This window comes from Cloacibacillus sp. An23 (assembly GCF_002159945.1).
Taxonomy (GTDB): domain Bacteria; phylum Synergistota; class Synergistia; order Synergistales; family Synergistaceae; genus Caccocola.
In genome coordinates, this window is the sequence record NZ_NFJQ01000008.1 from 177,927 (window position 1) to 192,062 (window position 14,136).

At 50.4% G+C, this 14,136-nt stretch carries 13 protein-coding genes and 1 tRNA gene; 12 read left to right on the top strand and 2 right to left on the bottom strand.

The window, feature by feature from the left end; genetic code table 11:
* Window positions 1–12 precede the first annotated feature (12 nt).
* On the bottom strand, window positions 13–1,176 hold the full coding sequence (locus B5F39_RS09605) for a sugar diacid recognition domain-containing protein (protein ID WP_087366601.1): 1,164 nt from the start codon (window positions 1,174–1,176) through the stop codon (window positions 13–15).
* 57 nt (window positions 1,177–1,233) lie between these two features.
* Complete coding sequence (locus B5F39_RS09610; protein ID WP_087366604.1) at window positions 1,234–1,989, bottom strand: hypothetical protein; 756 nt, start codon at window positions 1,987–1,989, stop codon at window positions 1,234–1,236.
* A 213-nt stretch (window positions 1,990–2,202) separates the two neighbouring features.
* Between B5F39_RS09610 and B5F39_RS09615 the strand changes: the two genes are divergently transcribed.
* The 12 genes from B5F39_RS09615 to B5F39_RS09670 all read left to right on the top strand — a co-directional run.
* Window positions 2,203–2,299 (top strand) — tRNA-Sec (locus B5F39_RS09615).
* A gap of 1,095 nt (window positions 2,300–3,394) precedes the next feature.
* Window positions 3,395–5,962 carry a Helicase associated domain protein gene (locus B5F39_RS09620; protein ID WP_087366608.1) on the top strand — a complete coding sequence of 856 codons (2,568 nt, stop codon included), beginning with the start codon at window positions 3,395–3,397 and terminating at the stop codon, window positions 5,960–5,962.
* Between the two features lie 272 nt (window positions 5,963–6,234).
* Window positions 6,235–7,401, top strand: coding sequence for an aminotransferase class I/II-fold pyridoxal phosphate-dependent enzyme (locus tag B5F39_RS09625; RefSeq protein WP_087366610.1), 1,167 nt, complete (start codon window positions 6,235–6,237; stop codon window positions 7,399–7,401).
* Window positions 7,402–7,454: 53 nt separating this feature from the next.
* On the top strand, window positions 7,455–8,204 hold the full coding sequence (locus tag B5F39_RS09630) for a sugar transferase (RefSeq protein ID WP_087366614.1): 750 nt from the start codon (window positions 7,455–7,457) through the stop codon (window positions 8,202–8,204).
* Window positions 8,201–8,863, top strand: a complete 663-nt coding sequence (locus B5F39_RS09635) for a PIG-L deacetylase family protein (protein WP_087366617.1) — start codon at window positions 8,201–8,203, stop codon at window positions 8,861–8,863. Before B5F39_RS09630 ends, B5F39_RS09635 begins: the two co-directional genes overlap by 4 nt.
* 35 nt (window positions 8,864–8,898) lie before the next feature.
* The gene (locus B5F39_RS09640; protein ID WP_087366620.1) at window positions 8,899–9,822 is read left to right on the top strand and encodes a UDP-3-O-(3-hydroxymyristoyl)glucosamine N-acyltransferase; all 924 of its coding nucleotides are present in this window, start codon (window positions 8,899–8,901) and stop codon (window positions 9,820–9,822) included.
* 32 nt (window positions 9,823–9,854) lie between these two features.
* Window positions 9,855–10,490 carry a NeuD/PglB/VioB family sugar acetyltransferase gene (locus B5F39_RS09645; protein ID WP_087366623.1) on the top strand — a complete coding sequence of 212 codons (636 nt, stop codon included), beginning with the start codon at window positions 9,855–9,857 and terminating at the stop codon, window positions 10,488–10,490.
* Window positions 10,491–10,549: 59 nt separating this feature from the next.
* Window positions 10,550–10,786, top strand: coding sequence for an acyl carrier protein (locus B5F39_RS09650; RefSeq protein ID WP_239391208.1), 237 nt, complete (start codon window positions 10,550–10,552; stop codon window positions 10,784–10,786).
* 2 nt (window positions 10,787–10,788) lie between these two features.
* Window positions 10,789–10,989: a phosphopantetheine-binding protein gene (locus B5F39_RS09655; RefSeq protein ID WP_087366626.1), complete on the top strand. Its 201-nt coding sequence runs from the start codon at window positions 10,789–10,791 to the stop codon at window positions 10,987–10,989.
* Window position 10,990: 1 nt separating this feature from the next.
* The gene (locus tag B5F39_RS09660) at window positions 10,991–12,064 is read left to right on the top strand and encodes a ketoacyl-ACP synthase III (RefSeq protein WP_087366629.1); all 1,074 of its coding nucleotides are present in this window, start codon (window positions 10,991–10,993) and stop codon (window positions 12,062–12,064) included.
* Window positions 12,054–12,809, top strand: a complete 756-nt coding sequence (locus B5F39_RS09665) for an SDR family oxidoreductase (protein ID WP_087366631.1) — start codon at window positions 12,054–12,056, stop codon at window positions 12,807–12,809. Before B5F39_RS09660 ends, B5F39_RS09665 begins: the two co-directional genes overlap by 11 nt.
* 11 nt (window positions 12,810–12,820) lie before the next feature.
* Window positions 12,821–14,136: HAD-IIIC family phosphatase (locus B5F39_RS09670; RefSeq protein ID WP_087366634.1), on the top strand; the 1,316-nt coding region annotated here is incomplete at its 3' end.

The window sequence follows — 14,136 nt, forward strand, 5'->3', positions numbered from 1 at the left end:
AAAATATCTAAATTATAGTATATTGCCTAAATCTCTGTAAAAATGCACTGCGTTATAGTAGAGCGAGCTGTATTTGATAGAGCGTGGATCGTAGCCGGTACGCTCCGCAAGCTTCTTCAGCCTGTACTGCAGCGTGTTTTTGTGTATGAGAAGGCGTCCGGCGGCCTTCGTCACAGAGCCCTCGCAGTCATAGTAGGCCTCGAGCATGGCCGCGTATTCGGCGATCTCATCAGGCGAGCAGCCTCTGAAAATGCGGCGTATAAATTCAAGCTTCGTCATGTCGGAGAGTTCGCTTTCGAAAATTTCCATATTAAGGCTCTCGTATAGCCGCGGCTGGCGGCTCGGCGAACGCAGGCAGGCGCCGAGCGCTTTTTCCGCACACGAGAACGCGGCGGGCATCTGGCGCCAGTCGCCGGCCGGAGCGTCTATCCCTACGGCGAGCGTAACCTCCTCCGCCTTCTCAGCGCCGGCCTTGAGACGCACGGCGACGGACAGCATTTTTTCGTCGGAAGCCGACGGCAGGAGGCAGACTAGATGGTTCTCCGAACGGAACACGAGGCTTCCTTCCTCATGGCGGAGCAGCGACTCGTGTATCTTCTTCTCCGCGGCGTCCACGGCCCGCTGGAGCCTCGCTGCGTCCGCGCCGCTGTCGCGCGGTATGACCGATACGAGCATAAGGCGGCGGGGCGAGGTTATGTCGATGTTGAACTGGAGCCCCTTGTTTATAAGCACGCCGAGCGGCATGCGCGGCGCGCCGTGTATCCACTCGTTGAGGAAACGCGTCCGCGCGCGCAGCTCCATATCCGTTTCCTCGGAGAGGACGCTTTCGAGAATCAATATCTCGGTCATCTTCTTGACGATGCCGGCATACCGCCTGACTTTTGCGGGCGGGCCTGATAGCAGCGTGACCGCGGCCGTCTCGCCGCGCACGCTCGCCGGAATGGCGATCCCTTCGAGCGCCCCCTCGAACTCTCCGTCGTACCTTATCTCAAGTTCCGAAAGGTTCTGCGCCGCGGCGAGCCTCGCGGCGCAGTCGGCCGTACCGGTCCTGCGCGGATCGCCGCTCGCCGCGACGCGCCCGTCGGTGTCGGCCACGCTCACAGTGACGCCCTCATCGTCTATAACCCCGCCTATAAGGCGCACGATGTCGGCCGCAAGCTTACCTAAAAAATACATCCCGCGTCACCGAAAATAAGATGTCAAGGCCGGAAAAGCGTTTACGGTGCGGATCTTCTAGTCGATGCGGAGATCCTTCGCCGAGCACGGGGTCCTGCTTGCCGCGGCGTAAAGCACGTGCATGCCGCTCGGCTTCCTCACGAGCTTATAGCCGACGGCGCCGGCCGCGAGCGCCCTGCGCTGACGTTCTATGTCGCGTATGGGGATCTGCATATGCCAGTGCGTCCACAGCGGGAACTCAGAGCGGAATTCTTTCTTTAGGACGTAGCGCAGATGCCCTCCGTAAATTTCGTTCAGCGCGACGATGCGGTAATTGCAATTTAGAACGTTCTGCAAGCTGAAAATATTGTGAGGCGACACCGTGGTGAGAATTGCGTCTCGGTGTGACGCGATGAGATTCTCCGCGTAATACTGGCTTAGAAACTGCACGTTATTGCCGCGGAACTCCCTATGAACGACGCAGAAGCCGGTGCATGCGGCGTTCTCCGCCTCGCCGGGCGGCAGCCCCATCCCATTAGCCGTATAGCGAACCCAATCCTCGCCGGTAATGGCGGTTCTTAGCGAAATCAGCCGTCCCTCGTGTTTGATGCCGACGGCGAGCCCTTCCGGGCCTAAATATCTCTCGATCTCTTCCCTGGAACTTGGAATAAAAATATCCTCGCTGAGTCCGTGCGCCACCTCGTCGTGAATCCTCACGGCGTCATCGGCTTCCTCTGGCGGAAGCAGCGACATGGTGCAGGGTACGACCGTCATGCTCCCGTCCTGCATATGCCTTCTTACGAAGATATTGACCGTCATGTTCGGATATTTCATCTGGACATTCCCCCTATCCCTGCGAAGGGCTTGATATAAATTCGTCGTAATTGTTTCGTTCAATGCTATTTATTATATCATTATTATACTATCTTAAAAAACGTGGAAAAACGTATTACTTGCGCACATTTGCGGCGCCGGAAAGAAAAATAATTTGCGCCTCCGTGATTGCGCAGGCGGCGAATTTCTGCTAGACTGTACCAGTCGCCGCGCGGAGGTGCGTTTCAGCTGGTGCTGGGCCCGGACTTCAAATCCGGTGAGAGTGGTTAGAAGCTGCTCTGGTAGGTTCGATTCCTACACGCCTCCGCCAAGTCATACCAACGGTTCAGAGCTTTTAGGCTTTGGGCCGTTTTTATTTTATATATCCCCCAAATTTCCGGTAGCATCTCGGTAGCAAAAAATTCATAATGCAGATTCCGCAACAGAATGACCTCTCCAAGTTTTTCATAAAAATAGAACTCCCGAACATCAGCAATATGTCATTCCTTATCCTATTTTAAAACGAATGCTTGTTTAGCAATCTCTGAATATGCCAACATAACAATGGAAAGAAAACCGGTTCTTGATAGCCGGTAAGAATTCGGTACGGAGGATTAGAAGCAATGGGAATACGTAATAAAAAGGAAGCTGCAGAGATGTTCAGTTCGGCGACGGAGAAGGAACGGCTGACCGAGGCGGAGACGGCGGGATATCTGCCATAGCGCCTATCACACTTCGAAAATGGAGTGAAAGCGAATACGCGGGGCGCGAGGCGGGAACGCCGCCGCCGTGTTTCAAGCGCGGCAGCAATTACTATTTAGACCATAAAATTCGTGACGTTCTATTGTAAATGGAACATATTCCTTTTGGGGGCGCATTCTTGTGCAGCCGGCTCTACTGCGCAGTAGGACATACAGATTGCTGCATCCGTAAACAAGGAACAAACAATTGAGACTTATCTTGACTATATAACGCCTGCGTTTCAGTCAGTTACTGCTCTTGCCGGAAACGTGCCGATCCAACATTACATAGGTTATACAAAGCAATTTACTTTTGCGGTAATTATTGGGAAATAAAAAAGGCAAAGAGAATTCTTCTGTACTATCGCGCGATATGATAAGAACATGAATCCTCGTGTCGAAGTATATATTTTCCATAAATGAATGTATGGAGAAAACATAACCCAGATCTACGTTCATGCTATTCTGAAACGTATAAGTGGCGAAAAAGGTGTACCTTTTTCGCCACCCAACATCGCTTTATAAAACGCGCCTAAATACATTAAACAACAGCCAAAAACATCGCTTGGCTTCTCCATATTATTACAACACCTTCTGTAAAAGTCAATCGTGTACTGGCGAAAAAGGTACGCATTATTCGCCACTTCGGGCGAGAGGGTACGTGACGATACGGAGGTGAGGCTGCGATGATAGATCTGTTCGAACACAATCAAACAGCATACGACAAAGCAGTCTCCATGCTCGCCGAACGCGGCAAAGCCGCAGTTGTGCACCCCACCGGCACCGGTAAATCCTTCATCGCCTTCAAGCTCGCGGAGGACAATCCATCGTCGCGCATACTCTGGCTCTCGCCGAGCGAATATATCTTTCGCACGCAGCTGGAGAACATTAAATCCGTCTGCGGCTATGAACCTTGCAACGTCGAATTCCGCACCTACGCCAAGCTCATGCAGTTTGATATGGAAGCAATCGACGAACTCAAGCCGTCGTACATAATCCTGGACGAATTCCACCGCGTAGGAGCCGAGATGTGGGGCAAAGGCGTTGAGAGATTATTCGACGCCTATCCAAACGTCCCCGTGCTTGGTCTCTCTGCTACAAGCATCCGCTACTTGGACAACCGCCGCGACATGGCCGACGAACTCTTCGACAGCAATGTCGCTTCCGAAATGACATTAGGCGAAGCCGTAGTCAGAGGCATACTAACGCCTCCCGAATACGTACTCTCTATCTACTCCTGCTCGAAGGACATAGAAAAATACCAGAGCCGCATCCGCAGGGCTAAGACAAAGGCAACCAGAGACGAAGCCCAGAAAAAGCTCGACGCACTCCGCCGTTCTTTAGAAAACGCGGAAGGCTTGGATGCGGTATTTGCCAAACATATAAAAGATAAACAAGGCAAATACATAGTCTTCTGCTCAAACGTAGAACACCTGCGCGAAACGGAGACGCATATCCACGAATGGTTCAAAGGAGTAGACAGTACTCCAGTAATCTACAAAGCCTACTCCGAAGACGCGGAATCATCAAAGGCATTTGACTCATTTAGGCAAGACGATACGGACCACTTAAAGCTATTGCTCTGTATCGACATGCTCAACGAAGGCATCCACGTAGACGGAGTATCGGGCGTAATACTCCTGCGTCCTACGGTATCTCCAATAGTCTATAAACAGCAGATAGGCAGAGCTTTATCCTCCGGTAAAAGCGGTAAAGATAAAAGTAAAGTACCCGTAATAATCGATATAGTAAACAACATAGAAAACTTGTACTCCATCTCAGCAGTACAGGAAGAGATGAACACAGCCATAAACTACTACAGAGGCACGGGACAGGAAGATAAAATAGTCAACGAGACATTCACCATAACAGATGAAACTAGGGACAGCAGGCAGCTCTTCTGCGAACTCGAAGAGACGTTATCCGCCAGCTGGGACTCCATGTATAAACTGGCAAAAGCCTACTACGAAAAGCACCACAACCTCGACATAGAAAGACGCTACGTAACCCCCGAAGGCTACGCCCTAGGCTCGTGGCTCAACACACAAAAACTGGTCAAAGCCGGAAAGATACACGGCGTACTCACGGAAGAAAGAATCCAGAAGCTGAACGCCATAGGAATGGACTGGCATAGCAAATACGACAAAGCGTGGGAAAAGTACTACGGCGCCTTATGCAAATACAAGTATGACAACGGCAACATCGATATAAATGCAAGGTATGTTACGCCTGACGGTATAGAACTCGGCGCATGGATATCGAACCTCCGCACCGCGAAAAACAACCTCCGCAGGGGCTATTATCTCACCGACGAGCGTATAACCATGCTCAATAAACTCGGCATGATCTGGGACAAGATAGACTTCCGGTGGGAAAAATACTACCAGGCCTGCGTCGAATACTACGAAAAACACAGGAACATCGACATCCCCGCCGGCTACACAACCGCTGAAGGGCTTCGTGTAGGCGCGTGGATCAGAAGAATACGCAAAGCCAGAGACGGAAGACTAAAAAACACGACGTCTCTCACACAAGAGCAGATACAGCGTCTTGATGCAATAGGCATGAACTGGCAGGACGCTTTTACCCGGCGCTGGGAATACGGTTACAGCAAAGCAAAGGAATACTACGCTGAATACGGCAATCTTGACGTACCGACCATGTATGTAACCGAAGATGGTTTCCCGCTAGGCAAATGGCTCAAGGGACATGTGCAGCCGGCCGACAAAACCGGAAGATCGTCTACCAAGCTTACGCCCGAACGTAAAGCAAAGCTTGATACTCTCGGCTTCAAATGGGAACAAGAAGACTCGTGGAGCAGACGCATCGCCGCGTGCAGAGAATACAAAGCCGAACACGGCGACCTCAACGTCCCGCAGCACTACGTGACGACCGACGGAATATGGCTAGGCAAATGGCTCTACGAATGCAGAAGGGCCTACCGCGGCGAATCTAATAACATAGTTAAAGTACTTACCCAAGACCAGATTCGCCAGCTTGAAACCCTTGGTATGGACTGGCGTACGCCCGCTGAAAAGGCATGGGAAGAAAAATATAAAGCAGCAACGGAAATGCTCATAAAGATGAAGCAAATAAACGATACGGCATCTTTAAAAGCGGAGTTTCCCCCAAGCCACAGCTTACGCCAGTGGCTCGTGAGACAGCGTTTTCTTATAAGACATGGGAAATTGTCACAGCAACAGGTATCAAAAATAGACATCTTAAATAAACAATATAGCTGTATTGTGAGATAAAAAATATGCATAACTATCAATATAAATTAAATAAATATTCTAACTATTTGAAGTTACAGCAATGTCCGCAGTTTCTTATTTTTTTGAGTGGCAATACATCGGCGTTACTCCCCTTATCGGTTAGGGAAAACTTTCAAGCGAACAGGTAAGCAAACTAAGCGCGCTGAACGCCATAGGCGCGAACATGAATACATATAAAACGAGACTTGATAGAAGAAATGTACGACAGATAGCAAACGGAACCAGACCGTTACAGGAGACATGAAGCAAAGATGAAGACAAAACCCGAAAAACGAATCCTACTATCATACCCGCACATGAGCGGAGACGAGCTGAGGCTCGTAAAAGACGCATTCGAATCCAACTGGATAGCGCCTCTCGGCCCGCATGTCGACGCATTTGAAAAAGAGACCGCGGCATACGCCGGAGTAAAATCGGCGCTTGCACTCTCCAGCGGGAGCGCCGCTATACACCTCGGCCTCAGGTTGCTCAACGTGCAGGCCGGAGATATAGTCTTCTGCTCCACACTGACCTTCATAGCTTCGGTAGCTCCGGCTATGTACCAGAACGCCGTCCCCGTCTTCATCGACTCAGACGAAGAGACATGGAATATGTCGCCCACAGCACTTCAGAAAGCCTTCGACGACGCTGAAAAAACAGGCAGAATGCCCAAATGCGTTATAGTCGCCGAACTCTACGGGCAGCCGCCCAAAATAGACGAGATACAAAAAATCTGCGCCAAATACAGCGTTCCTATACTCGAAGACTCCGCCGAAGCGTTGGGCGCCACATACGACGGCAAAAAATGCGGCTCCTTCGGCAAAGTAGGAGTCTACTCATACAACGGCAACAAAATAATAACCACATCAGGCGGAGGAATGCTCCTCTCCGACGACGAAGAATACATAGAAAAAGCCAGATTCTGGTCCACCCAGGCCAGAGACAAAGCGCCGTGGTACGAACACACCGAAATAGGCTACAACTACAGGATGAGCAACATCCTCGCCGCCATAGGCAGAGGCCAGATGCTCCATCTTGAAGAACGCATAAACAGAAGAAGAGCCATATACAGCAAATACAAACAGGAACTTGAAAAAATCCCCGGCATAACCCTGATGCCCGAGACGCCGAAAGCCCGTTCCATCCAATGGCTCACAGCTATAACGATAGACAAAGAAATAACAGGCAAAACATTCATGGACGTGCTCAACTACCTGAACGAACAGAACATAGAAACACGTCCCGTCTGGAAACCCATGCACCTCCAGCCGTACTTCAAGCAGATGAACGCTAAATACTTCACTCACGGAGACGGAGAAAACGGCAGCGTATCAGACAGGCTCTTCAACACAGGTCTATGCCTGCCGTCGGCTTCCGCCATGATAGACGATGAGCAGGACTACGTGATTGAAGCGCTGAAAAGATATCTGTCGGCATAGACATAAGCGTAAAAGAAACTAGAAGATTAGAAGCGGGTAGGACAGTAAACAAAATGAGACAGAAACACATACCTTACGGACCATACGAGAGATACCTCAAAAGGCCATTGGATATATTCCTGGCCCTTCTTACGATTGTACTCTTTTGGTGGCTCTATCTCATCATAGCTGTATTAGTCCGCATAAACCTCGGCAGTCCTATCATCTTTACGCAGGAGCGCATCGGTAAAGACGAGAAAATATTCAGGATATATAAATTCCGGACGATGACCGACGCTAAAGATAAAAACGGCAAGCTTCTGCCGGACGCGGAACGCATGACCAAACTCGGTAAATGGCTTAGAAGCACCAGCCTTGACGAGATCCTCCAGGCCTTCAACATCCTGGAAGGAACCTGTTCATGGATAGGCCCGCGCCCGCTCCTTGCTTCCTATCTGGATAAATTCAACGAAATCCAGAGACACCGTCACGATGTCCGTCCAGGGCTTATAGGCTTCACAAAAATGGGCCGCCACGCCACTTCATGGGAAAAACAGTTCGAATGGGACGTCTGGTACGCCGGACATATCACGCTGTTTGAAGATATAAAAATCATATTCCGCGCAATCCCCAACGTCTTAAGCGGCTTCATTACTATCTCATCGCCTGACAGGGAAGCATTCACAGGCAGTGTTCATACCGGACAAACGATAGAATCCGGCTCTGCCGGCAGCGGCACTGACAACAACACTGCCGTCAGAGCGAAAAAGAACAGTGAAAAAGAAAAAGAACTTTACGCGGCAGCGCAGGGAGAACAGAGATGAACGTCCTGATAATAGCTCCGCACCCGGATGACGAAATACTGGGATGCGGTGGAACAATCGCAAAACATACGGCAGCGTGGAACCAGGTATACGTCTGCATCGTGACAAGAGGAAAACTTCCTCTATTCAACGACGAAGGTGTGAAAATTGTTAGGGAAGAATGTTCAGCTGCCCATAAATATTTAGGGGTAAAAGAAACCATCTTCCTTGACTTCCCCGCCGCCATGCTCGAAGAAGTCCCAAGGCACGAGCTCAACGACAGCCTCTGTAAAGTCGTACAGCGTATAAAGCCGGAAGAAGTGTATATCCCCCACAGGGGCGACATGCAGCTCGACCACAAGATGATAGTCGACGCCGCCATGGTTGCCCTGCGTCCCAAATACGAACACGTGGCAAAAAGGATATACGCTTATGAGACGTTGTCGGAGACAGGATGGGATATCCCTAACACCGTCAACGAATTCATTCCGACGGTCTATAACGACATAAGCGGTTATTTGGATCAGAAATTACAGGCGATGCGGTTCTATCAGTCCCAGCTTGCGCCGTATCCAAATCCGAGATCAATTGAAAGCCTTGAAGCTCTTGCGAAATACAGAGGATCGACGGTCAACAAGAGAGCCGCGGAAGCCTTCTCTCTGATCCGTGAAATACGCTGACACAAACAGAGGCAAAATAGAAAGGTTGAACGCATATGTTTAAACTGAGCGAGCTTATAGAATTTCTCAAAGAAAAACAGCTGCTTATAGGCGAAGTCAAGACAGACGGAGATAAGGAAATAAAACGTTTCGCTTCCTTGCTGCATCCGTCAGCCGACGCGCTATGCTGGTCGCAGAAAACGCTTTCGCCGGACACCATTCCCAACGCGGCTGTGCTCCTCTGTCAGCCTGAGCAGGAACATGACCCTAACCTAGACACTGTAATGATTCACGTGCAGGATCCGAGACGGGTATTCGGGACCGTCGCCTATCATTTCAACCGAAGGATAAGAAAAACGGGCATCTATGATAAAGCGGTGATAAGCCCGACAGCGGTCATAGGGGAGAACGTCTACATAGGCCCCTATACGGTAATAGAAGACGGATGCCGTATAGGCGACGGAACAATAATAGACGCCAACGTGACCATATACCACGACGTGACCATAGGCAAAAACTGCCATATATGGGCCGGAGCAGTAATCGGAGCTGACGGCCACGGTTATTTCCTCGATGACGGCAACCTCTGGCAGCATGTCGTACACATGGGAAACGTCGTCATCGGAGACAACGTGGAAATAAAAGCCAACAGCTGCGTAGACCGTGGAGTGCTTGACGACACTACCATTGGAGACAATACGAAGATAGATAATCTGGTTCAGGTGGCTCATAACGTAGTTATCGGGAAGAATACTTTTATCGCCGGAGGAACTCAAATAGGAGGAAGCTGCGTTGTCGGTGACAACTGCTGGCTTGGCTCTTCTTGCGTGATAAAGAACGGGGCGAAAGTCGCAGACGAAGTACGCGTCTGCATCAACTCAGTAGTCGTCAGGGACATAAAACGTACCAACGCCACAGTCTACGGCGATCCCGCAAGATATATATTCCCGTACTACATGGGTAAAGAGAGCAAACTCTAATCCGCTTTGACCGTGGACGGTGGCAAGAAGATATGACAAATATAAAAAATCTAGTCATATACGGAGCAGGAGGACTTGGGAGAGAAATCCTGTCGCTGATACGCCGCGACTATGCTGACGAGTGGCGGGTAGTTGGTTTTATCGTCGATTGCGACGACAGACCAGACATGGTTGAAGGTATTCCTGTGTTTTCTCCTGAATATCTTAAAACGGCCGACTTGGCGGTAGTTTTCGGTTTTACAGATACACGCCAGAAAAATAAACGGCTGACCCAACTAGAATGTTATAGAAATTTATCTTTTCCTAACATCCTGTCCAAACATGCAATCATCAATAAAGACTGCAAATTGGGAAAAGGCATCGTTGTTACGGACTTTTGCAGCATTTCTACTAAAGCCGTTATTGAAGATGGCGTATTCCTTAATGTGGGCACGGTTATTGGGCATGACGTAGTGATAGGTAAAGCATGCTCAATTATGCCGCAATGCGCCGTTTCTGGATTTGTCAAAGTTGGGTGCGAAACGTTCATAGGCGCACACAGTTTTGTTCTGCAGGGAAAAACCATTGGCAATAGCGTAACTATAGCGGCTGGCACCGTAGTTTGCAGGGATGTCTGCGATGGCGGAATGGCAATGGGCAGCCCTGCGAAAGTGCTCAAATGTAAGTAACACAATAAACTTGCTGAATAAAAATTGTATATATGATACAGAAGAGAGGATATCTAATTATGATGGACACCAAACAATTCATAGAAGAACTGGCAGAAATACTGGAAGCCGACCCCACGACGCTGACCCTTGACTCGGATTTCCGTGAGTCCGCGGACTACTGGTCGTCGCTCACTGGATTCAGCATCCTCATCTTCATGCAGGACAGATGCGGAGTAAACGTCCCCGTGGACGATTTCCTTGAAATGCACACCGTCGGGGACCTGTATAAGGCCGCCTCAAAAGAAGGCGAATAGAGATGGAAACAAAGGTCATAGCTGTAGCGTCGGATATTCTCGGGTATTCGGCAGACGCATCGTCTTCGCTCTCCGACGCCGGCTCGCTGAAAATCCTTCAGATAATCATGGCTCTGGACGAAGAAGGAATATCCGTGCCGCTCGAGAAAATCGCGAAAGTCAAATCGGTGGGCGACATAATCGCCTTTGCAGAGGTGGAATAGAATGCCGGACTTCGCCCTTGCGCAAGTCGATAACGTAAGGATAGCGGGACTAGCCGCCTGTCTGCCGTCTCACTCCGTATCAAACAAAGAAGCCGGGGCGGAGCTTTACGGAGACGAAATAGACGGAGTCATCAAGACTACCGGAGTAGCGGAAAGGCGAACCTCGCCCGAAGGCGAAGTCACGGCCCTCGACCTGTGCGTCAAAGCGGCTGAGCGTCTCTTCGAACATTCCGGTTACGACAAAGAGAAAATCGGCGGAGTGATATTCGTCACATCGTCGCCGGACTTCCTCATGCCCAACAACGCGACCTCTGCGCAGCACAGGCTCGGCCTCTCAAACGCACTCGCCGCCTTTGACATAAACCTCGCATGCTCCGGCTATGTCTACGGCCTGTGGAATGCCGCTATGGCGGCGAACTCGATGCGCAAACCCGTCCTGCTCCTTGACGGCGAGACCAACAGCCACTTCGCCTCGCCCAAAGACAGAGCCACCGCCGTCCTCTTCGGAGACGCGGGAACCGCTACGCTAGTAGAGCCGTGCGAAAACGCTTTGCTGTGGACCTTCGCTTTTGAAACTGACGGAAGCAAGCGCGACGCGCTCATCATCCCCGAAGGCGGCTACAGAAACAGAGTAAACGCACACAGCGCCGAATACAGAGAATATCCCGACGGAGGAATCCGCCGCGGCATAGACATGAAAATGGACGGCATGGAAGTATTCAACTTCGTCGTGCGCTCAGTCCCCAAGTGCCTCGACTTCCTAATGCAGGAAACGAAAACGGCGCCTGACGGCTACGATGTGCTTGCCCTCCACCAGGCGAACCTCTTCATGATCCGCCAGGTTGCAAAGAAAATGAAATTCCCGATGGACAAAGTGCCGACGACAATACAGAAATACGGCAACTCAAGCTCAGCGACGATCCCTGTGACGCTCGCCTCCGAGCTTCACGAAAGAATAGAAACGGAAAGCCTGAAAGTACTGGCGTCCGGTTTCGGAGCGGGACTCTCGCTCGCCTCCGTATCGATGGAACTAGGTCCGTGCCGCTGCCCCGGAGTGGTCGAATATGAATGCTGACAATAACAGCAAAAAAATACTCATAGCCGGAGCGTCGAAAGGCATCGGCTTCGCGACGGCGGAAATGCTGCTTGCCAGAGGCTATAAAGTCATAGCTGCCGCTAGAAACGTCGAGGCCATGACCGAAAAATACAAACGGTACGGCGGCGGCGTGGAGATATACGGATGTGACTTCTCGGACACGGAGGCTATAGCCGCATTCGCTGAAAAGGTAAATCAGGAATCCGGCCCGATCTCCGGAATGGTATACACGGCTGGAGCCCAGCTCACCATGCCGATATCCATGAACAAGCCTGACAAAGTGAAAGAGCTTTTTACGCTCAACACCTTTGCGCCGATAGAGCTGATACGCTGCTTCTCGAAAAAGAAAATGATAAGCGAAAACGGCGCTTCGTTCGTACTTATTTCGTCTCTGTCGGCACACGAAGGCTCTGTCGGCCAGTCGTTGTACGGTGCAACAAAAGGAGCTATTGAAGGATTCCTTGCTCCCGCCGCCGCAGAGCTGGTATCAAGAGGAATACGTCTGAACATAGTCGTTCCCGGCATGATAAAGACTGAAATGTCTGAGAGCTTTATGAAAAATTTATCCTATGACAGAAAAGAACAGTTTGAAGCGACGTACCCGCTCGGCCTGGGCAAACCGGAAGACGCAGCCTCTTTGATCGTCTGGCTTCTCTCCGACGAAAGCAGATGGGCGACGGGTCAGTCCTACATAATAGACGGCGGACACATGATAAGAGGATAAGGGCTAGAAAAATGCTTGCTCTGCTTTCGAACGTCACAATAGATTCTTTGGCCCAGACCGCAGCCAAACTCACCGGAGAAGAAATCTACACCTCTTCCGGCTACAACACGTGGGTGCAGGAACTGCTTTCCGCGTCCTTCGGCGGCACTATACCCGAATGCGTATTCCTTATTCTCGACGGCACGCAGCTCATGGGCGACGCTTTCCCGACAGACTGGCCTTCAGCCAAAGAAACATTGGACGAAGCACTCTCCGTGATCATCGGCTTTGCTTCGTCCCATAAAGATATTCCTATATTCGTATCTTCTCTTGACATTCCTCAAAAGAAGATACAGCCGTACATATCGGCAAGGATAGAGCATAAGGCCGAATCCTACTGGCTCGACGCGCTTGAAGAAAACGGAATACCAGTACTGGACATTAAGGAACTGGCCACAAATATAGGCCGCGACAAATTCTACAGCTCCCGTATGTGGTACTTGGGAAGCATCCCTTACTCCATGACCGGAGAAAAAGCGATAGCCGATGAAATATCAAACGCAGTGAACTCCATCAAAGGACGCAGAGCCAAATGCATAGTGCTCGACCTCGACAACACGCTCTGGGGCGGAGTCATAGGAGAAGACGGGGTAGGCGGTATAGAACTCTCCACAACGAAAGAAGGCTCGCGCTACCGCGACTTCCAGAAAAGAATAAAAGATATAAAAGAAGAAGGCGCGATACTCGCGGTAGTCTCCAAAAACAATCCGGAAGACGCGATGGACGGGATAAACAACCATCCCGACATGATACTGCGCGAAAAAGACTTCGTAGCCGTAAAAGCCAACTGGGAGCCCAAGCCGGTCAACATAGACGAACTGGCAAAAGAGCTCAACATCGGCCTAGATTCGTTCGTATTCATAGACGACAACCCGATAGAAAGAGAAGCGGTAAAAACGGCTCTGCCGCAGGTAATCGTGCCTGAATTCCCGAAAGACACCGCAAACCTTGAAAAATTCGCCATAGAGATATGGAAGAAATACTTCCCGACGCTGAAACTCACGAAAGAAGACACGCAGAAGACGGAGCAATACCGGATAGAGCACAAACGCTCGGAACTTAAAAAAGAGGCTCCATCCATAGAAGAGTACCTTAAGACGCTGGAAATGAAACTCACCATACGAGAGATAACCGAAGAAGACATCCCGCGCGCGGCGCAGCTTACGCAGAAAACCAACCAGTTCAACCTAACGGCGCGGAGATACACCGAAAGCGACATCCGCAGGATGAAAGAAGACGGCAGCCACAAAATCTGGATAGGCGAACTGGAAGACAAATTCGGCAGCTA

Coding starts and splice junctions, on each gene's coding strand:
- B5F39_RS09660 (WP_087366629.1), top strand. CDS start 10,991: ATGCCGGACTTCGCCCTTGCGCAAGTCGATAACGTAAGGATAGCGGGA.
- B5F39_RS09665 (WP_087366631.1), top strand. CDS start 12,054: ATGAATGCTGACAATAACAGCAAAAAAATACTCATAGCCGGAGCGTCG.
- B5F39_RS09655 (WP_087366626.1), top strand. CDS start 10,789: ATGGAAACAAAGGTCATAGCTGTAGCGTCGGATATTCTCGGGTATTCG.
- B5F39_RS09630 (WP_087366614.1), top strand. CDS start 7,455: ATGAGACAGAAACACATACCTTACGGACCATACGAGAGATACCTCAAA.
- B5F39_RS09605 (WP_087366601.1), bottom strand. CDS start 1,176: ATGTATTTTTTAGGTAAGCTTGCGGCCGACATCGTGCGCCTTATAGGC.
- B5F39_RS09650 (WP_239391208.1), top strand. CDS start 10,550: ATGATGGACACCAAACAATTCATAGAAGAACTGGCAGAAATACTGGAA.
- B5F39_RS09645 (WP_087366623.1), top strand. CDS start 9,855: ATGACAAATATAAAAAATCTAGTCATATACGGAGCAGGAGGACTTGGG.
- B5F39_RS09625 (WP_087366610.1), top strand. CDS start 6,235: ATGAAGACAAAACCCGAAAAACGAATCCTACTATCATACCCGCACATG.
- B5F39_RS09640 (WP_087366620.1), top strand. CDS start 8,899: ATGTTTAAACTGAGCGAGCTTATAGAATTTCTCAAAGAAAAACAGCTG.
- B5F39_RS09620 (WP_087366608.1), top strand. CDS start 3,395: ATGATAGATCTGTTCGAACACAATCAAACAGCATACGACAAAGCAGTC.
- B5F39_RS09610 (WP_087366604.1), bottom strand. CDS start 1,989: ATGAAATATCCGAACATGACGGTCAATATCTTCGTAAGAAGGCATATG.
- B5F39_RS09635 (WP_087366617.1), top strand. CDS start 8,201: ATGAACGTCCTGATAATAGCTCCGCACCCGGATGACGAAATACTGGGA.